Source organism: Brakhagea slesvicensis, from assembly GCF_052161625.1.
GTDB lineage: Bacteria > Planctomycetota > Planctomycetia > Pirellulales > Pirellulaceae > JBKCUI01.
This window is the reverse complement of sequence record NZ_CP197412.1, coordinates 1429319-1454326: the sequence shown is the minus strand read 5'-3', so window position 1 is coordinate 1454326 and position 25008 is coordinate 1429319. Positions and strand designations below refer to the sequence as shown.

Sequence of the window (25008 nt, the reverse complement as noted above, 5' to 3'; positions counted from 1 at the left end):
GAGCGACAGGGCTACTTCGGTGCAACTAGCTGATATGTCAAATAGCCACCCGATAGATTGCGAACCGCAAATCCATTTTGCAGGAGGATTCGAGTCGCGATGTAGCCCCGTTGACCCACGCGACAGTAAACATAAATGGGTTTGTCCTTGGGCAGTTGGTCCAACGAACCCCGTAACTGGTCGACCGAGAGGAGCATCGCGGTAGGATAATGCCCTTGCTCGAATTCTGATGGATCGCGAACGTCCACGACAAAGGCGTTCGAGTCTTGCATGACATCGGTCCAATGGGCAATTGGATGATCTCCTCGAAGAACGCCGGCCGCGATGAATCCCGCCATGTTGATCGGATCTTTGGCAGATCCAAATTGGGGCGCATAAGCCAACTCGACTTCTTCGAGATCGACCGCAGTCATTCCCGCTTGAATGGCCATCGCCAGGACATCGATTCGCTTATCGACCCCCTCCCCCCCAACGATTTGGGCTCCTAGTATTTTGCCGGTCTCAGGTGCAAAGAGTAGTTTCATCGACATGCTTTGCGCGCCCGGGTAATACCCTGCGTGGTGGGAAGGATGCAGATAGATTTTTTGGTAGGGGATATGGCATCGCAACAGCGTGCGCTCGGTAGCTCCCGTCGCAGCAGCGACGCACTGAAACGTGCGGACGATGGCCGTTCCTTGCGTTCCTCGGTATCGAAGAGAACGCCCGAAGACATGGTCAGCAGCGATTCTTCCCTGCCGATTAGCGGGTCCTGCTAACGCGATCTGCGCCCGTGACTTCAGCACAAAGTCTTCGACTTCGACTGCGTCTCCTACGGCGTAAATGTCCGGATCGGAGGTTTGCATGAAATCATTGGTGACAATTCCCCCCCGCGTTCCGATGTCCAATCCCGCTTGGACAGCAAGGCGATTCTCGGGGCGAACACCGATTCCCAGCAGCACCATATCCGTTGCGATCTCGATCCCATTCTCCAAAGTAACATGGAGCTTGCCAGAATCGCTCCGCTTGATCTGACTCGCAGTGGTCCCAAGGTGCAGTTGGACTCCGCGTTCTCGGAGCTGGCGTTCGATCGGCGTGGTCATCTCCTTGTCCATCGTCCCGAGAACTTGATCGGATAATTGAACCAAGTGTATCCGAACACCTCGATGCACCAAATTTTCAACGACTTCCAGACCGATGAAACCGGCTCCGATCACGACGGCATCGGCAATACCGGAATCGACGAGCCCACGAATACGATCCACGTCATCGAGTGTTCGCAGGGTGTAGACCTCAGGTAAATCAAAACCTGGGAACTCAGCGTGAATCGGTGACGCTCCTGGAGAGAGAATCAACTTGTCATAAGACTCCAGAAGGATTTCCCCGGTCTCTTGATTCTGCAATTTGATCTTTTTTTCGTTACGCAGAATCTCGATCGCATTTGTCTTCGTTCGAACGTCGATTCGAAATCGATCTCGCAATCGATGGGGTGTGGTAACGATGAGCTTTTCACGTTGCCGAATCTGATCTCCGATATAGTAGGGGAGGCCGCAGTTGGCAAAAGATACGTAGGGCCCCCGTTCGACCAAAACGATGTGCGCATCTTCGGAGAGTCTCCGAGCACGCGCGGCGGCAGAGGCGCCTCCTGCGACACCACCGACAATAACCAATTTCATCCAGCTACCTCATTCTTCCGATCACGGGAGACTCGTTCGATCGACGCCATCCAATACGCATCCGTTGGGCCTAAGACTCGCTTGCTTGGAATTTGTTTTCAATGCAATGCATAATGTTCGCCAGCTCCGGTTCGATCACTCGGTAATAGGCAAATCTCGCTTCCTTGTCGCAGCCCAAAAAACCGCACCGTTGCAACAACTTCAAATGCTCCGACGTTTGACTTGGGGAAATCCCACAGCGCTCTGCGATTTCCCCAACAGTGCAACGTTCTGAAAGAAGCAATTGAACGATCTGCAGACGCATAGGATGTGCCAGGACTCGAAGGCACTCCGCCGCATGCTGCCATGCTTTCAGAGAAAGGACGGGTCGGTTGTTCTGGGCGAATACCGATCCCTGGACGATGGGAATCGATGGTTGGGAACTTGGATTTGTCATTTTCGAACTCGGAACCAATTTGTCGCAGGATTGCGATATGTCAATATTTTATTCTCGGAGCCCTTGTTCGCACGAAGGCAAAGGGATCCTATCTTGAGCTGCTCCTAAGAAAATACGTACTCTGTAAACTCTTGAATTGTGGCTCGACGACAGGACTTACGAACAGAAAGACACTGCTAAATGGACAATCCTAACCGATCCGAAGTTCCCGTTGCGGACACATGGGACCTAAGTAGCCTGTTTCCCAACGATGAAGCTTGGAACGCGGCCCTGGTAGAATTCGAACAACTGATACCAGGCTTCGCGCCCTTCGCGGGGAGGCTTGGAAGCTCGCCCGATGTGTTGGCCCAATGCCTGGAGTTCGATTGCCGCGTCGATCGCTTGGCAGAACGGATCGGCGTCTACGCTTCCCTGCGCACGAGCGAGGACCAAACCAACAGCACCTACCAAGGCTATTTGGCTCGGTACTACTCGGCCGCGACGAAAGCCGGACAAGCGGCAAGCTTTATCCGCCCAGAGATCTTGAGTATTCCTCAGGATCGATTGCTCTCGTTCCTGAACGAGCCGGCCATCGCCCCTTTCAAACTGGTCCTCGAAAGAATCAATCGCTTCCGCGACCACACTCTCAGTCAGTCCGAAGAACGACTGATGGCGATGCAAGGAGAGATGGCCCAAACGGCTAGCAAGGCGTTCCGCCAACTTAACGATGCCGATTTGAAGTTCGGCAAGGTGAAGAACGAAAAGGGAGTCGAACTGGACCTCACGAATGCCTCGTTTAGTTCGTTCCTCATCTCGCCTGATCGCGAAGTCCGCAAGAACGCGTTTCATCAGTACTACGCGGAGTTCGAATCGCACGAGAACACGCTCGCCGCCACCTTAGCCGGCAGTGTTCACACCGACGTCTACTACGCCAAAGCGAGAAACTACCCCAGCGCTCGCGAGAGCTCCCTATTTGGTGATAACGTTCCAGTTAGCGTCTATGACAACCTTATTGCATCGGTCAGAAAAAATTTGCCCGCGGTCCATCATTACTTCGAGCTGCGCCGAAGAAAGATGGGTCTAGCCGACATCCATCACTACGATACCTACGTGCCCATTCTCGCGGATCGCCAAACCCACTACACCTGGGACCAAGCGGTGGAGGTCGTGCTGGAGTCGCTGCGACCTCTCGGCTCCGAGTATGGCAAAACACTCGAAGCGGGACTGCGAGGCCGCTGGTGTGATCGCTACCCCAACAAAGGCAAACGAAGCGGTGCTTTTAGCAGCGGAGCCTACGACAGCGATCCATTCATCTTGATGAACTACAAGCCGACTGTTTTGAACGACGTCTTCACCTTGACCCACGAGGCGGGTCACTCGATGCACACGTATTACTCGTCGAAGAATCAGCCGTTTCATTACTACAGCTATACAATCTTCGTTGCCGAGGTGGCTTCGACTTTCAATGAGCAGCTGTTGGCGAAGTATCTGATTGATCGAGCCAGCACAAAAGAAGAGCGCGCCGCGTTGATCAATCATGAAGTCGACAGCATTCGCGCCACAGTCGTTCGCCAGACGATGTTCGCCGAGTTCGAAAAGATCGTCCACGAAATGGCCGAAGCTGGCGAGCCCCTCACGGTCGCATCGATGCGACAAGCCTATCGCGAACTCCTGGAAGCCTACTTCGGTCCAGACTTCGCGATCGATGAGCAGCTCTCCTTGGAATGCTTCCGTATTCCCCACTTCTACAATGCGTTCTACGTTTACAAGTACGCGACCGGCCTTTCCGCTGCCATCGCCCTCTCACGAAGGGTCCTCGGCGGTGGTCCGCAAGAGCTGGATGACTACATGGGCTTTCTCAAGGGAGGTTGTTCGAAGGATCCTCTCGACCTACTGCGCGGCGCGGGAGTCGACATGAGCCAACCGGAACCGGTCGACATCGCCCTCACCGAGTTCGGCAAACTGGTACAAGAGCTCGATGAGCTACTTGTCTGATTCCCGAACAGGTCCAGATAGGGGCGGGGACTCGAAGTAGTCCCCGCCGTTTTGAACGCGAGGATCGCCCGTTCGCTCCAACTCCTGCATCAGCCTCGCGTGCAACTGCTCTTGGACTTTTGCATAGGCGGAATCGTTCGCCAAATTGCGGGTCTGATTTGGGTCTCGATTCAAATCGTACAACTCCGCTCGAGGGCGCTTGCCGTAGACCCATTCAAAATGGGAACGCCACTCCGGATCATTCCGATGCTGTACCAACCATGCCTTGGTCGGTCCCGCGTCTTCATCTGGCAACGTAACTCGCGTCACGTCGGTCAATTCCTTCATCGTCGGCTCTCTGCCATCGTCTAGTCGGTAGGGGTCTCCGAGTGGCCATCGATCGGGTTCGAAATTGATGATGTACAAATAGTCATCGGTTCGTATCGCGCGCTGGGGATAGGGTTTGAAATCCGCGCGCGCATTCTCGACATGCCTTTCTCGCCCCACGAACACGGCATCGCGTGCGGGCTCGCATTTACCCGACTTGGACGATTGCAAGATCCCTATTAAACTCCGACCGGTCATCGTCGAAGGCACCGAAACTCCAGCCGCTTCTAAAAAAGTGGGGGCCAAGTCCGTGAGACTCACCAAATCGTCGATCGAGCGATTCGCCGGTGCTTTGCCCCATCGCATGATGAGGGAGACGTTAGTTCCAAAGTCGTAGAGATTGCACTTCCCGTGTGGAAATCCAGGTGGCCCATGGTCACCTGAAATGACAATGAGCGTGTTATCCAGTTCTCCGTTTTCTTCCAACCGTCGAATCAACCGACCAACCGAGGCATCGAACGCGGCGATCTCACCAAAATAGTCGCATAAATCCTCTCTCACGACCGGAACATCGGGAAGGAAGCTGGGCATCTTCCCCTGGAGTTGGTCGGGGTCGAACCCCCACAATGCTTTGCCGGATCCCTGAGTCCACTGCCGATGCACGTTCGTTGGACCGAACCAATAACAAAATGGTGCACCTTCCGGTCTCGCCTCTAAGAACGCATTAAAATTCGCGTCGACCTGGCGAAGGATCTGCTCCTTGGCTTCGGCCAACTCGATTCCATTTTCAAGTGCCTTTGTTACGCTTTGCGAAAACTGGTTGACCTTGCCCCCGGCCTTTTCGAAAGCATGTTTCCCGGCACCGTACGGAGCATCGTTGGGGGTCCCTGGTCCCCAAACCTTGTAGGTTTCTCCAATGTGATAACCGCTATCTCGCAGGAGCAATGGATAAGCTGGAATCGCTGGATCCCAAACCGCACCTCGCAGGATTGCACCGCGGCCCGTACGCCAAAAATGCTGTCCGGATAAAAGGGCGCTTCGGCAAGGTGTACAACTGGGAGCCGACACAAATGCCTTGCGAAACAACACTCCCTCGCGGGCCAATCGATCGATGTTCGGTGTTTTGACAAAGTCATTCAACGTACCTGGACCGTCGGCTTGGGCGTAGATGCTCGCGAATCTTCCCCAGTCATCAGCGAATGCGAAGAGGATATTGGGACGCTTTTCCTGCTCCGCGCAAGCAACAGACGCGAACGCTAGGAGGATAGTGAATCCGAACGCATTTCTGAACATATCGACCACAGCCCCAGTAAACAAATTCCATGTTCGATCGCTTGCTCAATCTGATCGATCGAAGCAAATTCGCGAGTCGAGTGGATATTGTACTGCCCGACCGAGAGATTGGGGGTAGGGATCCCCATCGCGGTAAGCAATGCTCCATCGGTCCCACCTCGGATACGATCGCGCCGAAAGGGATACCCGCACTTCTTGAAAGCCTTTTCCGCGAGCGTCACCGTCTCGGGTCGGCGCCGAATTCCGTCTGCCATATTGCGGTACTGTTCCGTCACTTCGACATGGACCGACAAGCCGGGTATGGAGCGTGCGACGGATTGGCCATGGGCTTTGAGAAGATTGGCGTAGTTGGATAGCATGGCTGTATCAAACGAGCGTAGAAGCACTTGCACTTTGGCCTCCGCGACACCACCTTCGAAGTGGTAGGGGTGCATGAACCCTTCGCGCCCATCAGTGGATTCAGGGGAGTCGCTCGCGGCAGGCATCATGGACAAGAAATGCGCGGCGCCTCGAAGTGCATTGATCATTTTCCCCTTTCCGACCGATGGATGGGTATTGCGTCCGAGAAACCGAACGGTCGCTAAGTCCGCTGAAAAGGTTTCTTCATCAATGGTGCCTGCTCCGCCTCCGTCCAATGTATAGCCGGCGACCGCTCGGATCTGTTCGCGTTGGATGCGAGACGTACCACGTCCAATCTCTTCATCGCAGGTAAAGAGGACTTGAACTGGACCGTGCGGTAAACTCGGTTTCTCTACCAAGCGATGGACGATCTCCATGATCGCCGCGACTCCTGCCTTATCATCACCTCCCAGCAAGGATGTTCCGTCGGTGGTGATTAACGTGTGACCGGAGAGCGATGCCAATTCGGGAGTGTTCTCAGGGGATAGCCAATCGCCGCTCGCCAGTTCAATTCGGCCACCATCGTATCTGTCGATGCGATTCGGATTGCACTTGCCGGACGCTTCGGGGGATGTATCCAAATGCGCATTCAAAAGGATGGCAGGGGCGTTTACGACATTGCCCGGCAACCATGCCCATACCAATCCATGTTCGTCCTGCTCGACCTGCTCCAGACCGAGTGTCGCAAGCTCGTCTCGAAGACGCGTTCCTAGCAGTCGTTGGCCATCACTGCTGGGATAGCGATCGGTATCCGGATTCGCCGTGGTGTCGATGCAAACGTATTCGAGAAACCGTTCGATCAACCTGTCTCGCTGGCTCATTTCCCCAACTCCGATAGCAGCTCACCCATCTCGCTCGCAGCATGAAGATCGTTTTGCCTGCGAGCCTCCTCGATGCCAACTCGCAAGAGGCTGCGGGCCTCTTCGATCTGCTCTGTTTCGGAGAGCTGCTGTGCTGCCATCAGAAACGCAGGGACGAAAGGGGGGGATGTTTTCTCGATAAGCCCCTTGAGCAACTCGATGCTCTTTTCGGATTGATCCAGCTTGCGATATTCCATGGCCAATGTGTAACGCAAAAACGTATCCTCTGGCTCCGTTTCCAGCATAGCCAGAATCTTTTCAAGTCGCGACATTCCCAACCCTTTTCTCTTCGGTGTCGAACAGCCCTATCGTTCATCCATTACACATCTGTTGTCCTCAACAGATTGCCCAAGCAAATAGCACCTAATTGGTGTGCGTCGTCGGCCGAACATACCACGGTTTCCCTGGGCTCGTCAACGACCTCTCCCATTCGACAGTGGACGCACTTCCCTTTAAAATCGGAAGCGTCTCGAACTGTTGAATCCCGCGCGCTTTTACCCTGTTGCTTTCGTTTCGTTCAAGGAGTTGTGCGATCTCGATGCTAGAGGGATAGCTCGATATCGAATCGGTTGCATGGATACTTCTGGTGAAAAGGAAAGCTGGTATGACCCCAGAGAGGGGGGGGAGGCGATTCGCCTGCGTGAGGTGCGACTGGAAGGATCGAGGACGGAGCCCCCTCGGACAAATTGCTTTGGTCTTTACCTCATCGAGTCCGGTTCAGGAAACTTCTCTGTCGATGACGCGTGCCACCCGTTTCAGTCTCCGTCTCTTCTGTGCGTCGTACCCTATCAGTATGTAAGTTTTCAATGCGACGATTCGATCTCCTGCCGACGCATTGAATTCCACGCCAATTTTCTTTGCGTCGAGACATTTCACGCGGAAGTGGGTTGCGCTGGCAAGGTTTTCAACGATCCGTATGGCGTTCCCGTTATCGCGTTAGAGGCCAAGACAGCTTCCGCGATGTCCGATTTGTTCGCTTCCATCGGTCGCGAACAAGCGGAACGCAGATTGGCATACATGGAGGCATCGCTCGCTTATCTCAAGTTGCTACTTATCCTGGCGACACGTACCAAGGATCGTATCGAGGAATGTTGTTCGGCCGTATCTGCCTCGCATCGCCATCCAACTTTAGCAAGTCTGAGTGTATTGATCGAAGAACGTTATCGAGCTTGGCACTCCCCGGCGGACTATGCCAATGCGCTTTGCGTCACACCGAAGACACTTGGTCGATTGGTGCGAGAGCATTTGGGAACGACACCAACCGATCTCATTCGCCGTCGAATCATGACGCATGCCAAGTGGCAATTGCTTCACACGTGGAAGCCGATCAAAGAGATTGCAGCGGAGATTGGGTTCGGTGATGAGCTTTATTTCAGCCGGGTTTTCAAGAAGGCGACAGGGGTCTCGCCGACGTTTTTCCGTGAGTTCGAGACGACGATTCGCGGTGGTAGAAATCTGTCCATGCCTTTGGGCTGATCGTCCATTCCAATTCTAGACGACTCCTTCGATAGTGAAATCGTCCGAGCGGAGGTGAAATGGGTTCGAGGAGAACAGCCGCTCAAGGGTACCTTTTCAATGCGAGTGATAGCGATGATACGTCCTGTGATGGAATTGGCAGCGAGAGCGGACAGAATTGGAGTGATCTCGGCTCGACTGGGGCTGATTGTCGTATTCTTTTGGATCGGCGGTCTCAAGGCCGTTCGATACGAAGCCGACGGCATCATTCCGTTCGTCGCCAACAGTCCCGTCATGAACTTTTTGATATCGGATCCCGGCAATTACAAGAGCCATAAGAACCCAGAAGGAGCGTTGGTACCGGAGAATCGGGCTTGGCACGAATCAAATGGCACGTATCGATTTGCCTTTGGTCTCGGTACGACGATCGTCCTATTTGGGCTTATGTTATGTTGCCATCCATGGATTCCGGCCATTGCAGCTTTGGGCAGTTTCCTCATCTTCCTCATGTCGTTTGTGACACTCTCCTTTTTGATCACAACACCGGAGTGTTGGGTCCCCGATTTAGGAGACGCGCAGCATGGCTTCCCTTACCTCAGCGGAGCAGGAAGACTCGTGCTCAAGGATGCGATTATGATGGGAGCTGCTCTGATCACCATGTCCGACTCCGCCAGAAAGCACCTTCAAACGCCATAGCTGAACGATTTAAGTGCCTCACAACGGGCATCGTTACCTTGTCGATGTGTCGCGTGATCGGAAGTCGATGAAGTCAAGTCAATCGCATTCAACGCTTCACTTAACTTGGTACCGAACCTCCTTCCTGAGGGAAAAAGATCTGCTCGAGTGGTAGTCGAAAGAGCTCGGAAATCTTAAAGGCGAGCGTAAGACTGGGATCGTACTTGCCTGTTTCAATCGCGTTTACCGTTTGTCGGGAAACCGTTAGTTTCTCGGCTAGTTCAGCTTGCGACCAAGCTCTTTCGGCTCTCATTGCCTTAAAACGTTTCATTTGGCGCCCAGATAGTACCAGTCATTGACGCTTCAAACGGTACCAGTTGAAGCAAGGAGGCTCACGAAGTTTCCTGGAGTGGTTCTTCTTCACAGAATCTCACTTCGGGCGGCATCGTGGTATATCAACTGGGCATGGATAAATCATTAGCTATCAAGCAGTTACGTCAGCAAGGCCTCAGTCAGAGAGCCATTGCAATCACTCTTGGAGTGTCTCGTGGCGCCGTTATACGGCATTTGGCCGATTTGGCCTCGGATGACGCGAAAGCGCCAACCGGCTCGGAGTCTCCAAACAGTACCAAAGCGCCAACCGGGTCGGACACCTCGTCAGCGACCTCTCAAGCTTCACGGAGCAAGTGTGAACCGTTTCGGGAAGTGATTCTGGAAATGCTAGAGCGAGGACTGGATTCCCAGAGGATCTTTCAGGACCTTCAATCCGAACATGGCTACTCGGGAAAGTACTGGTCGGTACATCGATTTGTCCGTTCCCTTGGGAAAGATCAGCCACTTCCCTTTCGACGCATGGAGGTCGAAGCCGGATACGAACTGCAGGTTGATTTTGGGGCGGGGAAACCTTGCAAAGATCACACCGGAGCGATGCGTAAAACCTACATCTTTCGAGCCGTCCTTAGCCACTCTCGAAAAGCAAAAACTGGGGACACTCACCAAAATCTGCTCAATCGTCACGCACTGCGGAGCGATCGTTATTCGAAGCCCCAGTACCGGAAGAAGAGCAAGACACGAATGCGGACGAGCCGCTCCCCAAAGAATCGTCTACTCAAACCAACGGTGCAGCCAGCAATAAATTTACCAGCGACGACACCCCGACTCTGGACTACGAACCCCCGCCGCGCCCCCCCCCCGCCGCCTGCACCGCTTCAAATATTCAAGATCAAACACTAGTGAGTGTCCCCAGCACTGGGGACACTCATCAGAATCTGGGGACACTCACCAGGGGTGGGGGTGGCCCCCCGGAGGAGGGGGGTGGGGGCGGGTTTTGAGGGGCGCTTGGGGGAGTGGAGGCCGAAGAGGGGCGAAAAACGGGTTTTGGGGCCGTTTTTGGTCAGGCGGCGCGCAGCGAGAACCCTCGTGCGGGGGGAGGTCCGCACGGAATGCCAAGAAGAAGGGGGATTGGGGGATGCTGATTTCGGTCAACGTCGACGGCAAGCGGCAAATTGCGTCGCTGGAAGCGTCGACAACCCGCCTGCGGACTGAATGACCTGCCGCTAGGTACGACCTTGGTATTGCGGACAGTAATACTGCCGCTTCGTAACGAGCGTCCTGGCTTCCTTCATGCTACGCACTCCGCCGGCCGCTAAAGAGAACATCCGGCTGAACTGGGTCGTGTAATCGATCCAGCGCGCTGGATCCATGTTCAACCTCTCGAACACCGGGGGTACCTCCTCCGGTGTGAAGCCTTTCTTCCCTTCCTTGATGATCCGGGCGGTTGCATCCAACAGCTGGATGTAGCTCATCGAAGATAGGGGAACCACTCCCTTGTCACTGCACCGCTTCTGCGTCTTGCTCGGCTTGCTCCCCGCACTCCCTTTCTCATCCACCAGCTCGATCGGCGCTAAGTACGCGTCGGGCAGCCGACGCTGCCACAAGACTGGATCTTCGCCTGACGAGCTGGATTGCTGGGACCCTCCCTCCTGCAAAGCCTCCGGTGGCGGAACCTCTGTTCCTAGCACTTGCGTGAGCGCGGCGATCCGCTTGGCTACCGACGTGTGCTGGGAGCCCTCCAGCGTCTTGGTAACCTGGGCTCGGATGGGATTCAAATCGACATAGCTCATGCAGCCCAAGATGGCCTCGTCATCGAGCAACCTCATCGACTTGAACCGGCCATTGAAGAACCGACCGGTCTCTTGGAGTTCCATGTTGGCTCGCTTGGCCACCCGCTGGCAAAGGATGCGCATCCACCAAGAGATATCGCTGAGCCGGAGCCGGATCTCTTTGACCTTCTCTGGCTTGGTGCGGATGGCGTCAAGCTCCTTCTGGTTCGGCTCCGCCGGACTCTTGTCTTTGTTCTTTCTCTTGGGACACATCAACATCCAGCGCCTGGCGACTTCGGTGTCGTCCCACTCTTGGACTATGTCGGGGCGGGAGCGCAAGACTGAGTGGAAGTGATTGCTCATGATGGCATGACCTAAGACGTCGATGCCAAAGTACTGGGCCTGTTCCTCGATTTGCTTGGTGATCCAGAGACAGCGATGGCTGTAATCTTTGCGGGTCAGAGCATCATCGCCGAGCAAGTAGTACTTGCGAACAATGGTGGCGATGGTGTGGACGGTCGCGACTTCATCGGGACGGTAGATATCGGCGCGGGCGGTGCGCATGATCTGAATTCCTTGGGCGAAAGGGAAAACATCGGCAAAACAAGGGGCGATTCATTCGGATTGCCGTGCACGATCCTGTGCGAGCGATCTATTGGAGCGTCTTGAGATCCCACATACAAGAGTGGGGAAGAGGTGCCAGCAGGAAATTTTTCGGAACCAAAAACTGGGGACACTCACCAGGACTGGGGACACTCATGCCGGGTGAATGCAGGGTTTGGATGGATACGATCGCTGGTAGTTCGTCGTACGTGACAAATGATCACACGTCAAACCAGACGTCGCCACCTGATGTCACCTACGTTCTTTTCGGTCCGGCGAGTGTCCAAGCAGTGCGTACCGAGCGAAGTGAAACAATCCGGCAAATCGAAAGTCGGGGTCAACGTAGTGTTCGATGACATAGAAAGCGAAATAGTAGGCACGACAATAACCCCAGACCGCGACCGCAAGCAGAAAGGCGTATCGAAGATCCGGAAGCTGTGCGACAAGCAGCGCAGACGCGAGCAACCCAAGCAGCAAAAACAAGAAGCCCTTCAGCGAGATGACGCGTGGGTCAGATAGATTGGCCATCAGATACCTCGTCCAGTAGGAATAAAAAACAATGCGTCGTAAGTCAGCTGAAGTCATTGGAACACGCACCAGCCCTTCCGGCCGGATGCCTAGAGTTAATCCCAACCGAGAAAGCTCCCACCTACATAGCGTGTCGCTATTGCCGGGTAGTGTCAAATCTTCCTGAATAACTTCGCAACATCAATGCAACGAATACCAATTAGGCTTGGTTTTGGAACGACGCGCACCGACTGACATCCCGAGCCCATCAAGAAAGGTCGGGGCGTAAAAAAACCCAGCGAGTTGCTGGGTTTAGATGGTTTGGGAGGGCGTGATAGCCTACCCAATGACCCCGACGGGAGTCGAACCCGTGTTACCGCCGTGAAAGGGCGATGTCCTAGGCCTCTAGACGACGGGGCCGTCGAAGCGACGAATCGCTGAGGTGCGGAGAAGTTTACGAACACTGCTCCAACTGTCAATACGAAAGATCAAATCGGAGATGGGCGTTGCAAGAAAGTTTCGCGAGCGGAATTCTCCGTATTTGCACGCGTGGGAAAGGAGATGCGAGCGATCGGACTGAAACCTCAGAGCAATCGTCCAACTTCAAACCCAACCAATCTCTGAACCCTACCACTACTCGTCGGCAGCTTCCGTCTCTTTGCCTTCGTGGTTTCTTTGGATAGCATCGTACACTTCACGGCGGTGCACAGGCACTTCGCGAGGGGCTTCTACGCCCAATCGAACCTTGTCACCGCGAATCTCGACTACGACAATCGTAATCTCGTTATTGATGACGATGCTCTCGTTCTTTTTGCGAGATAATACTAACATGACTTCCCTTCCTCGAATCCTTGGGCAAAATACCCATCTCCTGTATCCTGTGAATCTTTAGAAGGCGGAACCGTGCCTCCCTCCTTCGGGCGGTCCACCTACGCTCCAATATCCCTCAACTCTAGGTGCAACGTTGCGCTAGTCAAGAAAAAGGGAGGAATGTCAAGCGGATTTTTATTAAAAAATTGTCGCTTGTACCAATCTGCGGCCCATCTCAACCCTCCCGCACCCTCACAACCCCTACCGCTATGACGATGCAACCCGAACATCCAAAGGAATCCGGGAAGGACGTGCGGGTTCGGAGCAACGGGTGGTTTTGGATCGACTTCCTTGCCACTTTTGTTGTTTTCTGGCTCTACGCGGGGAATCAAATCCCGGACGTCAACGAGCCGCATTACTGGAGCAAAGCAGCCCATTTTTGGAATTCTTCACTCGGAAAGGGCGATCTCTTTCTCGAATCAGGGGACGCTCACTGGGCCTTCTTCGCCACCTTCGGTTGGCTTACGACCGTTTTGCCCATCCAAAATGCGATCGGAGCAGGAAGGTTTCTTACCTGGCTGAGTTTAGCTGGGTCGTGGACTTATCTGCTTCACGGGGTCCTTCGCCGATCGGTCTCGCCTGACTCTCACGGCAGCGCAATCTCTCCCGCCCCAAAGATCTTTGCTGTGCTCGCAGCACCGGTTTGGCTTGCCGGGATGCACTGGGGAAACTGGGCTGGGGAATGGGTTGTGGGTGGCTGCGAATCCAAAGGAGTCGCATATGCCTTCTTTTTCTTCGGTCTCGGCTCGATTTGTCGTTCTCGATGGACGCTTGGTTGGGGAATGATCGGGCTTGGAAGCCTCTTTCATGTTGTCACCGGTCTTTGGGTAATCGCTACTGTTGGGCTCGCTTCTATCTGGCTGCAGCTTCTCTCGGACCGGCTCCCAATTCAGAAATGGCTTCGCGCCCATCTTGTCGGTTGGATCCTCGGAGCATCTGGTTTCGTCGCGGGTGCAGTCCCCGCCATCCAGATGGATTTCCAGACAGGATCGGATGCAAAATCGCAAGCGGCAGTGGCGCAGGTCTACACGCGGCTTGGCCACCACCTCTCGCCTACTCGCTTCAGCGAAACGCGATGGCGAGGTTTTTCCGCCCTGCTCGCGATCTCCTCGGCCGTCTTGCTCTTGGCCCATCGATCGCGTTGGGCTTCTCATAAACAACCCGATGCGCCGATAAAAGGTGTATCCCTCGGGCACTTGATTCACGCTGCTCCGGAGCGAGTTCGATGGTTACTGGCCATTGCATCGATCTCCTTCCTGGTCGCAATGACGGGGCTCGCGATCGATTTGCTCCTGAGTCCATGGGCTCCAAAGTTCGCCGCTTCCATCCTTCGCTACTACTGGTTCCGATGGAACGAGGTGACTTGGCCACTCGCGCTCGCAATCGTGGTTCTGGCGATTGCAACCCGGCGATTGGGAATGCCGCCAGGAGAGAGGCTCTTAGGGCTATCCGGGGAATCTTGGGTCCGGATCGTTTCGCTCTCCGCATTTGGCTTCTCCATCGGTCTAATCAACGAGCGGGTGCAGTCGCATGCGGCGGAGGTCATCCCGGCAGGAGACAAACAGAGCTTCAGCCTGAAGGAGGACACGCAAGAAATCCAGCGAGAGCAGTTCGCCCACTGGCTGGCAGTTTGCGAATGGATCCGAACCGAAACGCCCCGGGAAGGTCTTTGGCTTACACCGCGGCGCCAGCAAACTTTCAAATGGCGTGCGCAGCGGCCCGAGTTGGCGTCCTGGAAAGACATGCCTCAAAATGCCAGCGCCGTCGTACTATGGAATGAACGACTCCAAGCCGCCTATCGGTATGATGACTTGAAACGTCTTTTGCCGAACGACGAAACCAAATTGAAAGAACTGATTGCCCGTTATGGCATTCGCTACGTTCTGCTCGATTTGCGGGTCGAGGGCCAGACAATACCTGCTTGGAAGCAACTTTATCCCATAGCACCGAACCAGAATCCATATTTTGTCGTCCTCGAGGCCCCCACGGATCCAGCGCCCGCAGAGACCTCTGCATCGACTCCTTCATTATGAGCAAGAAGAACAGCAAACCTGCACAGCCGACCAGCAGCAAACCTTCGGCCCCCAAACCGAAAGAAAAGGAGAAGGCACCTGTCTTCAAAACGGTCACGGAGAATCGCAAAGCGAAGTTTCAGTATGAAATTCTAGACTCCATGGAATGCGGGATCATGCTGCATGGCAGCGAGGTGAAGAGTCTTCGAAATGGCAAATGCTCGATCGAAGAAGCGTACGGACGACTCCAAAACGGAGAGCTCTGGCTCGTGAATTGCGAAATCGATGAATATCGGCAAGCCACGTTTTGGAACCACCCGACCAAGAGGACCCGTAAGCTGCTTCTCCGCAAGCAAGAGCTTTTGAAGTTTGCGGCGCGATCCAAAGAGAAAGGCCTAACCCTGGTCCCGTTGCGTGTCTATTTCACGGAACGCGGTATAGCCAAGTGCGTTATGGGGCTTTGCAAAGGAAAGAAGCTGCACGACAAACGGGAGACCCTCAAAAAGAAAGACTCCCAACGAGATATCGAACGAGCCATGCGGGGTAAACGCATGGGGTGATCGCGGGCCAATGACCGCCATATTCCAAGGTCGAACCCGCACTGCAACGATGCGTACAAGAAACCATGCTAGAAATCACCGATCTTAAAAAGTCCTTCGCGGAACCCTCCGGCGCCCGTGTCGATATTCTTCATATTCCCAGCTTTCGGATGGCGGCGGGGGAACAAGTCGTTTTGCGAGGGGAGAGCGGCTGCGGTAAAACGACGTTGTTGCACACCATTTCGGGGTTGGTACGGGTTGATTCGGGATCCATCCAACTCGATGGTGTGGAACTGACACGCTTTTCGGAATCGGCACGCGATCGGATTCGAGCTGCGAAATTAGGCTACGTTTTCCAAACGTTCAATCTACTCCCAGCCTTCACAGCGCTCGAGAACGTCAAGCTGGGGATGACCTTCTCTCGCAAATCGGTCGATAACGCCCGCGCTATCGAGCTTTTGGAGAAGGTGGGACTCAAAGACCGGCTTCACTACCTTCCCAAACAACTTTCCGTTGGCCAACAACAACGAGTCGCCGTCGCACGGGCACTGGCCAACAAGCCCAGGTTACTCCTCGCCGACGAGCCAACCGCCAACGTCGATCCCGCAAATCAATCTCGAATCATCCAACTCATCCGCGATGTCTGCACAGATGAAGCGGTCGCCATTCTCTTGGTGACTCACAGCGACGATGTGGCAAAGCAGTTCTCACGCGTCGAACGATTCGAAGCATTGAATTTGGTTACCAAACAAACGACTGCACCGGAAAGCGAGCTGTAAAGAACATGAGTCTATTGCGCATTGCAATCAGGAACTTGTGGTATCGCAAATTCCCAACGTTCTTGACAATGTTCTCGATGTCGCTAGGTGTTGCATTGGTCGTCTTGGTCTTAACAATCTCCGGGCAGATTGAACGGACTTTCGAGCAAACCGGCAATGTCGGCTACAACTTGATCGTTGGAGCCAAAGGGAGTTCCGTTCAGTTGGTTTTCAACACGGTACTCTTCCTGAGCGAGCCCGTGGAGAATGTGCCTTATTCTTATTACATGGAATATCTCCCCGGCGATGACGCTCGCCGAAAGGAGTACGAAAGAATTGGGGGCGACCTCCCGGAACCGGACCGCAAGGGGTATTACTCTTCGTTCACCAAGGGAGGGTTCGCGATCCCCGTTTGTATGGGGGACTACGTAGGCCCTTTTCGTTGCATTGGCACAACCCCCGACTATTTCAATACCCTGAAACATGGCGCTGAAGGGAACTTGCCCTACGACTTCGCACACGGTCGCAATTTTGTCGATTACTCGGACGAGAATGGGTACTTTGAAGCGGTCATCGGCAGTCAAGTTGCCGCGGATATGAAATTGAAGCTCGGGGATGAGATCTTCGCCTCGCATGGCGTCGAAGGTGGCGAAACACACGACGATGGTTTCAAGATTGTTGGCATCCTCAAACCGACTGGCACCCCAAACGACCGAGGCGCGTTTGTCAACATCGAGGGCTTCTATTTGCTGGAAGGGCACGTCGCCCCCGATCGAGATTTGATCAGCGGAATCGAAAAGCGAGGTACCGCGGTCGCACCGGAACGAGAAGGGCGATTGTCCAAGGTGCGATTGCCTATCAACAAACGAGAAGTGACCGCGATCTTGGTACGGCTGGGAGGGCCCGCCGGGATTGGAATGCAAAAGCAAGTGAATAAGTCGGCGTTTGCTATCGCTGTCTCACCGATCAGCGTTTTGAATCAACTATTAGAATTCTTTGTCAAGCCGGTGAAGTTCGGGCTGTTTATCTTGACGAGTTTGGTATGCATCGTCAGCGCTATCGGCATTCTCGTCAGCATCTACAACAGCATGAGCGAACGGAAGCGAGACATTGCTGTGATGCGCGCTCTCGGCGCATCGCGAGACCACGTTACTGCCATCATCCTGCTCGAATCGACGATGATTGCAGTGATCGGAGGGGTGGCTGGTTGGTTGATCGGGCATTTGGTCGGGCCTATTAGCAACGCTTGGACCAAAAACACCACTGGGGCCACCATCGACATCTGGAGCACGGTTTCCTCGCAGGAGCTTTGGCTGGTCCCGGGAATGATTTTCATTGGAATTCTCGCGGGTTTGATCCCTGCGGTATCCGCGTACCGAACGAGCGTCGTAGAATCGTTGTAAATGCATCGATTCCCCCCTTCAGAGAGCCCCGTGGGACCGTGGTCGCAGTCGAACAATATCTCAAACCCGAGCTTGCAGCTCAAATCAAACGACTGGATCTCCGCGCGCAAATGGTCGTCAAAGGCTTTTTGCAAGGGATGCACTCTAGTCCCTTCCACGGGTTCTCGGTCGAGTTTAGCGAGCACCGCCTCTACACCCCCGGGGATGATCCCAAGGATATTGATTGGCAGGCCTACGCAAAGACGGAACGCTATTACGTCAAGAAGTTTGAAGCCGAGACCAACATCACGGGCTATATCGTGATGGATCTGAGTCAGTCGATGGACTACACGTACCGACAGAAGCTCACCAAGTTCGATTATTGCGTCTGCTTAGCCGCGGCCTTGAGCTATCTCATGCTGATGCAGCAGGACCCGGTTGGGTTGGTGACCTTTGACAAGAAGATTCGAGCGAACCTTCAGCCCAAATCGAGGCGAAGCCAATTCGCTGCCATCTTAAGTCAACTCACCAAACTGAAAGTGGCAGGTGAAACAGAGTTAAAGGCTCCGTTGTTGCAATTGGCTTCGATGCTCCGACACCGGTCGTTGATCATGTTGATGAGCGATCTCCTAGCCGATGTCGATCCGACGCTCGATGCCATTCGTGTGCTGAAACATGCAGGGCATGACGTGATCGTGTTTCACGTCCTCGATGAAGCCGAAGTTGCCTTTCCCTTTCAAGGCCTTGTGCAATTGGAGGATCCCGAGACGGGAGACTCGATGAGCGTCAATGCCGATGACATCGGAAACGAGTACCGCGAGAACATTCAGCGTTTTCGCGATCAATTAAAAAAGGGCTGCAATGAGTCCAAGATCGACTATGTGCCACTCGATACCAGCATGCCTTACGACAAGGCCATCACGGAGTATCTCTTGAGCCGTCGCAATCGGTTTTAGGAACGTCCTTAGGTGCCCGCGTGTGCGGAACCAGACCGAGGACCAATCGCAACGAACAAGTCCATTTAAGGAACTGCCGTTAAGAATCCGCCAACCGACTACACTCTGCCGCAGATGAGAGTCGCGTTATGGCCACCGAAGCCGAAACTGTTATTCATGGCGATGCGGACCTGTGTCTCTCTCGCTTGGTTCGGTGTGTAGTCGAGGTCGCAGTTCGGATCCGGTGTATCCAGATTGATCGTTGGAGGAATCACTCCGTGATAGCATGCGAGGATCGAAAGAATCATCTCGATGCTTCCACTGGCCCCCAATGCGTGCCCCAGGTGCCCTTTGGTGCTCGAGATGGCGACTTTGTAGGCAGCATCTCCGAAAACACTTTTCACCGCGACCGTCTCCGCCTTGTCCCCGAGGGGAGTACTGGTTCCGTGCGCGTTGATGTAATCGACGTCTTCGGGTTTGATCTTTGCATCGCGGAGCGCATTGAACATAGCGCGACCTGCACCGCGGCCTTGCTCATCCGGGGCCGTGATGTGCCCTGCATCGCAAGATCCCCCGTATCCGAGAATCTCACCATAGATCGTAGCGCCGCGTCGTTTAGCGTGCTCGATTTCTTCAAAAATAAGAACACCGCAACCTTCGCTCAACACGAATCCATCGCGATCGGCGTCGAAAGGTCGGCTCGCTTTTTCAGGAGCATCATTTCGCGTCGACAGTGCTTTCATGTTCGCAAAGCCAGCGACACCCATCGACGTGATCGCCGCTTCGGTTCCACCGGTCACCATCACGTCGGCTTCGTCGTATTGGATTGCTTTTAAAGCATCACCCATCGCGTTGTTGCTGCTCGCGCAGGCCGTCGCGACGGCGAAGTTGGGACCTCGCAACCCATATTGGATCGCGATATTGCCACCCGCCGCGTTCAGCATCATTTTCGGGATGGTGAACGGACTGACTCGATCAGGCCCTTTGCTAAAGAGCCGAAACATCTGCTCTTCGATCTCGTTGAGCCCGCCGATTCCAGACCCGAGGATAGCGCCGCAGCGGTATGGATCTTCTTTCGAAAAATCCAATCCGGAATCCCCCACTGCTTGATAGGCAGCTGCCATCGCAAACAAGGTAAAACGATCCAGTCGTTTCACCTCCTTCGCGTCCACCGATGCACCGGGATCGAAGTTCTGGACATCTCCACCAAACTTCACCTTGTGATGCGACGTGTCGATGACAGAAAGAGGGTGGATACCGCTCTTTCCATCCAAAATCGATCGCCAAAGGTTGGCAATATCGCAGGCTAAGGGGGTGACGCATCCAAGCCCGGTTACAACGACACGACGTTTCATTCAGATCCCAAGAACGCGAGTGACTCGCTCCAGAACGTGAGTGGCTTGCTCGAAAAAATTAGGCTTGCTGCTTTTCGATGTAGTCGACAGCTTCGCCAACGCGCTGAATCTTCTCGGCGGCATCCTCGGGAATGCTGATGTCGAACTCTTCTTCGAGCTCCATCACCAATTCGACGGTGTCCAACGAGTCGGCGCCGAGGTCATTCACAAAGTGCGTATCGCGACCAATCTTGTCCTTCTCGACGCCCAATTGCTCCGCGACAATATCGATGACTCGTTCCTCAATCGATGCCATAACAGGGTGCTCCCCTCAGCAGTTTTTTGTAATCAGAAGTTGACGAATAGTTAACCTGCTCGAACCCGCCTGATGAGCGGTCCCTCGCAGAGCCAGCAATTGTGGCGAGGCAGAAAGTAACGGATTCTAGCAAAATAGGTCAAGCCATGAAGGGCCTAGAACCGTGGCGAAACCAGAACTTTTGCACCAACAAAAAACCAAGCCATCCGAGTGAGATGGCTTGGTAGCGTTTTATTTTGGGACCGGATGGGTGATTTCAAGCCCTTTCCGTCCGTCGTTTGCAACGGGTCCTGCCGCCGTCTTCCGTTGTTATTGCGGCAGCGAAGCAGGTGGCAAACCAGGCAAGGCTCCGGGCAGAACACCGCCGGCTCCGTTTCCGGAAGGTGCGGATTGCGGCAAACCACTGGGCAACCCCGATCCTGGGAATCCGGCTCCACTTGCATTACCAGTTGGCAAAGGCTGACCAGCTGGAAGTCCGCCAGCTGGAAGCCCGCCGGTTGGGCTTGAGGGTGGAAGGCTGCCAGGAGCGCCAGGCAATGCCGCGACTCGGGTCGCGGGGGCTTCGGGAGTTTGTGCCGCCGGAGCTACGCCAGGCTCATCCAATTTTTCGAAGTTCACGACTTCATACTCTTCTCCGGTCCCGGGATCGACGGCCATCTCACAGACTCGCCATCCAGCAGCTTCTTTGCGAAGAACCCAAAGAACTTCCATCTCTTGCGGTTGCTCCCCAGCGGAAACCGGTGGTTCAATCCACTTCGAAGTCACCAGAATCGCTTCTCCTTGTGGAACGGCGTCTTGGATTTGAAAAGTGGCTTGGGCCGATCCTGGCGGAGCGATTTGGATTCCTTGTCGCGCAATCTCTTCCCGAGCAGCACTGGAGAAAAGTGCGGAGAGCTGTTCTGCATTTCCGGCTCGCATGGCGTCCAAGAAAACGCGGACGATGTCTTTCGGGTCGGTCGGGGTAACGATGTTCGTTCCCGCCGCAGGTAGACCTGCGACTCCCCCTTGGGCGACTGGTGTATTGGCGGCGACAGGTGCGTCGGCAGTTTTGTTGTCACCCCCACCGCATCCAACGGTGAATGCCAACGAAAGAGCAACTGGAGCCCAGAGAATTCGTTTCATAGTTCGGAGTTCCATTCCTAAAGTTTTTTGGGTCGATAAGCCTCGAGAGTCGGAAGAAATAGCCGGGAGGCGAGACTTGCGTCAAGGCTGTTTCTTTTGCCAGCTATCTTCGGTGGATTTCTCGACGTGTCGGAGCCGGTTAATGAAAATCGACACCAGACAGAAAAATCATCCCAATCCGACAAATCGATTCAACTCCTCATGGCCGAACCTCCGATGCCTTCCGAAGTGCGCCTTCGCCGCTTTTCGGTGAAGCGACTCCGTCACGACCCTATCGCGAGGTCCGAGCATGTTTTCATCCTTTGTCATTCGCTCCGTGGCCTGCTTGGCGAGCTTGTCGGTGGCGTTCACCACCCTAGCTCCGTCCCTAGCCCAGCCTAACTCGCAACAGATCCAGTGGATCGATGACTTCCAAACTGCGATCCGATACGCGACGAGCAACAACCTTCCCTTGCTGCTTCACTTCTATGGGGACAATTGCCCTCCCTGTCGGCTCCTCGAGAAAAAGGCATTTCGCGATCCCGAATTGATCGGCAAGATCAACGGACAAGTCGTCGCGGTTCGTATCAACGGCGAAAAACAGAAGGAACTTCGGGATCGCTACCAGGTCACCCGGTGGCCCACCGATGTGTACTTGCTACCCAATGGCGAAGAAGTCTACCGGACCGTGAGTCCGCAAGACCCATCGGTTTATGGTCAAATGATCGACCGAGTCGCACTGCGGCACCGAGACTGGAAGGCGGGTGAGATCGCAGCCGCGCAGGCGAACGAACATCGTCTCGCCAATCGAACATCGACGCAGATCGCGATGGACCGCCGCCCCACTCCCTCCACTTCGATCGCATCCACGGGAAGCCACCCCGTGATGAGCTCGGCACAGACTGCCGCACGGTCCCCATCGGCCAACCAGGCCCCCGCCCCATCGGCCAACCCGACACCCTCTGCAATCCAGCCGATGCTCGCCGCTCAGTCAGCACTCCCACCATCCCAGGATCCGCCATCGATCGCCAGCCAGCGCGTTATCTCCAATCCGCATTTGGCTGCAGGTCCTCTCGTCGTTCCACCCGCTGCAGCGCCGGCCGCGATCGCTCAACCCACACTCGCTGCGCCGACAGCTCCCGATGCCAAGGTCGCTGGCCTGCCTGCGACAACCATCGCAACGCGAACCGCCTCCCAGCCCGAGCCTTCCGTCGGCCTCGATGGCTTCTGCCCTGTCTCCCTTTACCTCGGCGCGAAATCGACCGATCCGAACCGAACGGTGTGGACCGAAGGCTCACCGAAATTTGCCGTCAAGCACCGAGGCCGCATCTACCTCTGCGCGTCAGATGCGTATCGCCAAGAGTTCTTGCGAGCTCCCGACCTCTACGCTCCGTGCCTCAGTTGCTTCGACCTGATTCACTACATCAAAACGCAACAGTTGGTCGACGGCAAATGCGAATTCGGATGCTTCCAAGCCGACACGGGAAGGGTCTTCCTCTTCGCGACGCAAGAACACTGCGATGAGTTTCGTCGTAACGAATCCTACTACAGCCAGTTGATCCAACACAGTTCGGAGCCGGAACGCGTCGCCTCGCAGCCAGATGGTTCGCCCGTGCGATAGTCACGCCGCTCTGAAGGCCTTCCGCAACGATTTACTGCGATCACGTCAAACATGAAAAGCCATCGATCTCGCCGACCTTTCGACTCCGCCCCTGTCGAGCGTTCCTATCGCAATCGGCGGCGTATCCGCCTCGCCAAGCTTTGGTGCAACTATTTGTTCGCTGCGGTAGGAATTGGGATCGGTTCACCGGCTTGGGCGCAGCAGAACGTAATCCACTGGCCACGCCTGGACTTCGTGATACCATTCCAGATCGATAGCAATGGACAATCGCCTCAAGAAGTTTTGCTCGAAGTCTCCGAGGATGGCGGGCAGAACTGGAGTATGTGCTCGCGAGGCGATACTCGTACAAGGCAATTTCAATATCGGGCCGCTCGAGACGGCACCTATATTTTTCGCTTGAAGTCCATCGACTCTGCAGGGAGAAGGTTTATCAATCCAGGGGAGCCTCTTCGGATCGCGGTCGACACGAGCAAACCGAATGCAAGCCTGATCATCGACATCGACCCACGTGGAGAAATGTTGGCGGAGTTTTTGGCCAGTGACAGCGCCTTGGACGCGGCGAATATTTCACTTGAGTACCAAACCGAATCGACAGGGCGCTGGGTGCCCATATCATTCCAATTGAACCAAAGCACGACCCCAGGTGAAGTCTCTGGTTATGGAACTTGGTCACTACCCGATAACGCCAAACAACTGGTCGTTCGATTGATTGCAAAGGACTTGGCTGGGAACGCGACCGAAGTGACTCGGCTGCCTCAGTTGCCAAAGACCGCTGTCCACGGTCTGGGAATGCAATTGGCCAGCCAGCCCAAGGGACTTGCTCCGCAACCGAGCACCGATATTGTATTGAATCCCGTACCTCGCCGGGTTCCATCGACCGGACTGCCCGTTCGAGAGCTCACCGATTCGGAACTCGAGTCGATACGCGGCGGTGACGCGACCATGCTCGCCAACACCAAAAACTCGCAGTCACTGTTGGCGAGAGAGCCAAGCCCCTTCCCCGGTGAATCGATTGGTCACGAGGCCAACAGCCGTTCCCCCGGAGCTACAACGCCGAATGCGAACCCAGCCTCGGTTCCTTCCTTGCCGACGCTTGGGGCACCGCAATCGCCCGCTCGCAAGCCGCTGGAGCAAGAACCGTTGTATGCGAACACTCGTGCCTTCAGTTTGGACTATCGGATCGAGAATGATCCTGGAGCACCGATCACGGAAGTTGAATTGTGGGGGACGATCGACGAAGGGCGGACTTGGGAAGTTTGGGGGCTCGATCCCGATCGAACCAGCCCGTTCGATATTGAAGTCGAGAACGACGGTCTCTTCGGATTCCGCATGGTGATCGTCGGAGCAAATGGTCTGGCTTCCAATCGACCCCGGCCTGGGGATAAAGCCGACACTTGGATTCTGGTCGATACGGTTCCCCCGCAATCGCGATTGGCCAGCGCGTTATACGGCACCGGGAAAGAAGTAGGCTCGCTCGTCATTGAGTACCGAGCCCAAGACGAGTATCTTGGCGAACGACCCATCTCCTTGTTCTATGCCGAGTCCCCAACAGGGCCATGGCAAGTCATTTCGAGAGGGATTCGCAATCAAGGTCGATTTGTTTGGCCCTCCAATCCCAACCTCCCCCCGACGATCTACTTGAAAATGGAAACCGTCGATCTTGCGGGAAACATCACCTCCTCGACCTTGGATATACCCATCCAAGTGGAGGGGATCGCACCGCGTGGCCGAATCCAAGGATTCCGTCCCCTCGCGCGACCCGGGAATTAAGCCTAGCCGCTTAGCTTTCGTGCGGCTGGGGAGCGATGACTCGCACCTCTCCAGGCCTTCCCTGCATCTTGACCAAATCAGTCTTTCCGTCGAGACTCTACCCCTTTG

The 25008-nt window shown here is 54.9% G+C and carries 22 protein-coding genes and 1 tRNA gene; 10 read left to right on the top strand and 13 right to left on the bottom strand.

Translation table 11 applies throughout. The annotated features are described in order from the left end of the window. Nucleotides 1-11: 11 nt before the first annotated feature. Nucleotides 12-1652 carry an FAD-dependent oxidoreductase gene (locus SH467x_RS05640; protein WP_482370306.1) on the bottom strand — a complete coding sequence of 547 codons (1641 nt, stop codon included), beginning with the start codon at nt 1650-1652 and terminating at the stop codon, nt 12-14. Nucleotides 1653-1722: 70 nt separating this feature from the next. Continuing rightward, nucleotides 1723-2088 carry an ArsR/SmtB family transcription factor gene (locus SH467x_RS05635; protein WP_482370305.1) on the bottom strand — a complete coding sequence of 122 codons (366 nt, stop codon included), beginning with the start codon at nt 2086-2088 and terminating at the stop codon, nt 1723-1725. A gap of 180 nt (nt 2089-2268) precedes the next feature. On the opposite strand from SH467x_RS05635, the gene pepF reads away from it, so the two are divergent. Next, nucleotides 2269-4062 carry an oligoendopeptidase F gene (gene pepF / locus SH467x_RS05630; RefSeq protein WP_482370304.1) on the top strand — a complete coding sequence of 598 codons (1794 nt, stop codon included), beginning with the start codon at nt 2269-2271 and terminating at the stop codon, nt 4060-4062. Here pepF and SH467x_RS05625 read toward each other — a convergent pair. The 3 genes from SH467x_RS05625 to SH467x_RS05615 are packed head-to-tail and all read right to left on the bottom strand — an operon-like array spanning nt 4051 to nt 7192. After that, on the bottom strand, nt 4051-5661 hold the full coding sequence (locus tag SH467x_RS05625) for a sulfatase family protein (protein WP_482370303.1): 1611 nt from the start codon (nt 5659-5661) through the stop codon (nt 4051-4053). The two genes, pepF and SH467x_RS05625, sit on opposite strands and share 12 nt — an antisense overlap. Continuing rightward, on the bottom strand, nt 5625-6881 hold the full coding sequence (pepT, locus tag SH467x_RS05620; RefSeq protein ID WP_482370302.1) for a peptidase T: 1257 nt from the start codon (nt 6879-6881) through the stop codon (nt 5625-5627). Before pepT ends, SH467x_RS05625 begins: the two co-directional genes overlap by 37 nt. Next, a complete protein-coding gene (locus SH467x_RS05615) occupies nt 6878-7192 on the bottom strand; it encodes a hypothetical protein (protein WP_482370301.1) in 315 nt (104 codons plus the stop codon). The genes pepT and SH467x_RS05615 overlap by 4 nt, the downstream gene beginning before the upstream one ends. A gap of 301 nt (nt 7193-7493) precedes the next feature. On the opposite strand from SH467x_RS05615, the gene SH467x_RS05610 reads away from it, so the two are divergent. Together SH467x_RS05610 and SH467x_RS05605 are read left to right on the top strand one after the other, a co-directional pair. Beyond that, the gene (locus SH467x_RS05610; RefSeq protein WP_482370300.1) at nt 7494-8396 is read left to right on the top strand and encodes a helix-turn-helix domain-containing protein; all 903 of its coding nucleotides are present in this window, start codon (nt 7494-7496) and stop codon (nt 8394-8396) included. Nucleotides 8397-8510: 114 nt separating this feature from the next. Beyond that, nucleotides 8511-9071, top strand: a complete 561-nt coding sequence (locus tag SH467x_RS05605; protein WP_482370299.1) for a DUF417 family protein — start codon at nt 8511-8513, stop codon at nt 9069-9071. A gap of 100 nt (nt 9072-9171) precedes the next feature. Here SH467x_RS05605 and SH467x_RS05600 read toward each other — a convergent pair whose 3' ends face one another. The 5 genes from SH467x_RS05600 to csrA form a co-directional block, all read right to left on the bottom strand. Continuing rightward, a complete protein-coding gene (locus tag SH467x_RS05600) occupies nt 9172-9381 on the bottom strand; it encodes a helix-turn-helix transcriptional regulator (protein ID WP_482370298.1) in 210 nt (69 codons plus the stop codon). A 1225-nt stretch (nt 9382-10606) separates the two neighbouring features. Continuing rightward, nucleotides 10607-11716, bottom strand: coding sequence for a transposase (locus SH467x_RS05595; RefSeq protein WP_482370297.1), 1110 nt, complete (start codon nt 11714-11716; stop codon nt 10607-10609). Nucleotides 11717-12007: 291 nt separating this feature from the next. After that, nucleotides 12008-12283, bottom strand: coding sequence for a hypothetical protein (locus SH467x_RS05590; RefSeq protein WP_482370296.1), 276 nt, complete (start codon nt 12281-12283; stop codon nt 12008-12010). A gap of 326 nt (nt 12284-12609) precedes the next feature. Then, a tRNA-Glu gene (locus SH467x_RS05585) sits at nt 12610-12682 on the bottom strand. Between the two features lie 213 nt (nt 12683-12895). Then, on the bottom strand, nt 12896-13093 hold the full coding sequence (gene csrA / locus SH467x_RS05580) for a carbon storage regulator CsrA (RefSeq protein WP_146676693.1): 198 nt from the start codon (nt 13091-13093) through the stop codon (nt 12896-12898). A gap of 248 nt (nt 13094-13341) precedes the next feature. On the opposite strand from csrA, the gene SH467x_RS05575 reads away from it, so the two are divergent. From SH467x_RS05575 to SH467x_RS05555, 5 genes are all read left to right on the top strand, one after another. Beyond that, nucleotides 13342-15165 (top strand): DUF6798 domain-containing protein, encoded by a 1824-nt coding sequence (locus SH467x_RS05575; protein ID WP_482370295.1) that lies wholly within the window; start codon nt 13342-13344, stop codon nt 15163-15165. Further along, a complete protein-coding gene (gene smpB / locus SH467x_RS05570; RefSeq protein ID WP_482370294.1) occupies nt 15162-15704 on the top strand; it encodes an SsrA-binding protein SmpB in 543 nt (180 codons plus the stop codon). Before SH467x_RS05575 ends, smpB begins: the two co-directional genes overlap by 4 nt. Before the next feature lie 65 nt (nt 15705-15769). Then, the gene (locus SH467x_RS05565; protein ID WP_482370293.1) at nt 15770-16462 is read left to right on the top strand and encodes an ABC transporter ATP-binding protein; all 693 of its coding nucleotides are present in this window, start codon (nt 15770-15772) and stop codon (nt 16460-16462) included. A gap of 5 nt (nt 16463-16467) precedes the next feature. Continuing rightward, the gene (locus tag SH467x_RS05560; RefSeq protein WP_482370292.1) at nt 16468-17844 is read left to right on the top strand and encodes an ABC transporter permease; all 1377 of its coding nucleotides are present in this window, start codon (nt 16468-16470) and stop codon (nt 17842-17844) included. A gap of 38 nt (nt 17845-17882) precedes the next feature. Further along, nucleotides 17883-18779, top strand: a complete 897-nt coding sequence (locus tag SH467x_RS05555) for a DUF58 domain-containing protein (protein ID WP_482370291.1) — start codon at nt 17883-17885, stop codon at nt 18777-18779. 98 nt (nt 18780-18877) lie between these two features. On the opposite strand, the gene fabF is transcribed toward SH467x_RS05555, so the two are convergent. The 3 genes from fabF to SH467x_RS05540 all read right to left on the bottom strand — a co-directional run bounded on the left by fabF (nt 18878) and on the right by SH467x_RS05540 (nt 21530). After that, nucleotides 18878-20113, bottom strand: coding sequence for a beta-ketoacyl-ACP synthase II (gene fabF / locus SH467x_RS05550; protein ID WP_482370290.1), 1236 nt, complete (start codon nt 20111-20113; stop codon nt 18878-18880). A 58-nt stretch (nt 20114-20171) separates the two neighbouring features. Continuing rightward, the gene (gene acpP / locus SH467x_RS05545; protein ID WP_146676699.1) at nt 20172-20408 is read right to left on the bottom strand and encodes an acyl carrier protein; all 237 of its coding nucleotides are present in this window, start codon (nt 20406-20408) and stop codon (nt 20172-20174) included. 309 nt (nt 20409-20717) lie between these two features. Continuing rightward, nucleotides 20718-21530 carry a Cif family virulence factor gene (locus tag SH467x_RS05540; RefSeq protein WP_482370289.1) on the bottom strand — a complete coding sequence of 271 codons (813 nt, stop codon included), beginning with the start codon at nt 21528-21530 and terminating at the stop codon, nt 20718-20720. A 289-nt stretch (nt 21531-21819) separates the two neighbouring features. On the opposite strand from SH467x_RS05540, the gene SH467x_RS05535 reads away from it, so the two are divergent. Together SH467x_RS05535 and SH467x_RS05530 are read left to right on the top strand one after the other, a co-directional pair. Continuing rightward, a complete protein-coding gene (locus SH467x_RS05535) occupies nt 21820-23130 on the top strand; it encodes a thioredoxin family protein (protein WP_482370288.1) in 1311 nt (436 codons plus the stop codon). Nucleotides 23131-23181: 51 nt separating this feature from the next. Then, nucleotides 23182-24900 (top strand): hypothetical protein, encoded by a 1719-nt coding sequence (locus SH467x_RS05530; RefSeq protein ID WP_482370287.1) that lies wholly within the window; start codon nt 23182-23184, stop codon nt 24898-24900. Nucleotides 24901-25008: the final 108 nt, after the last annotated feature.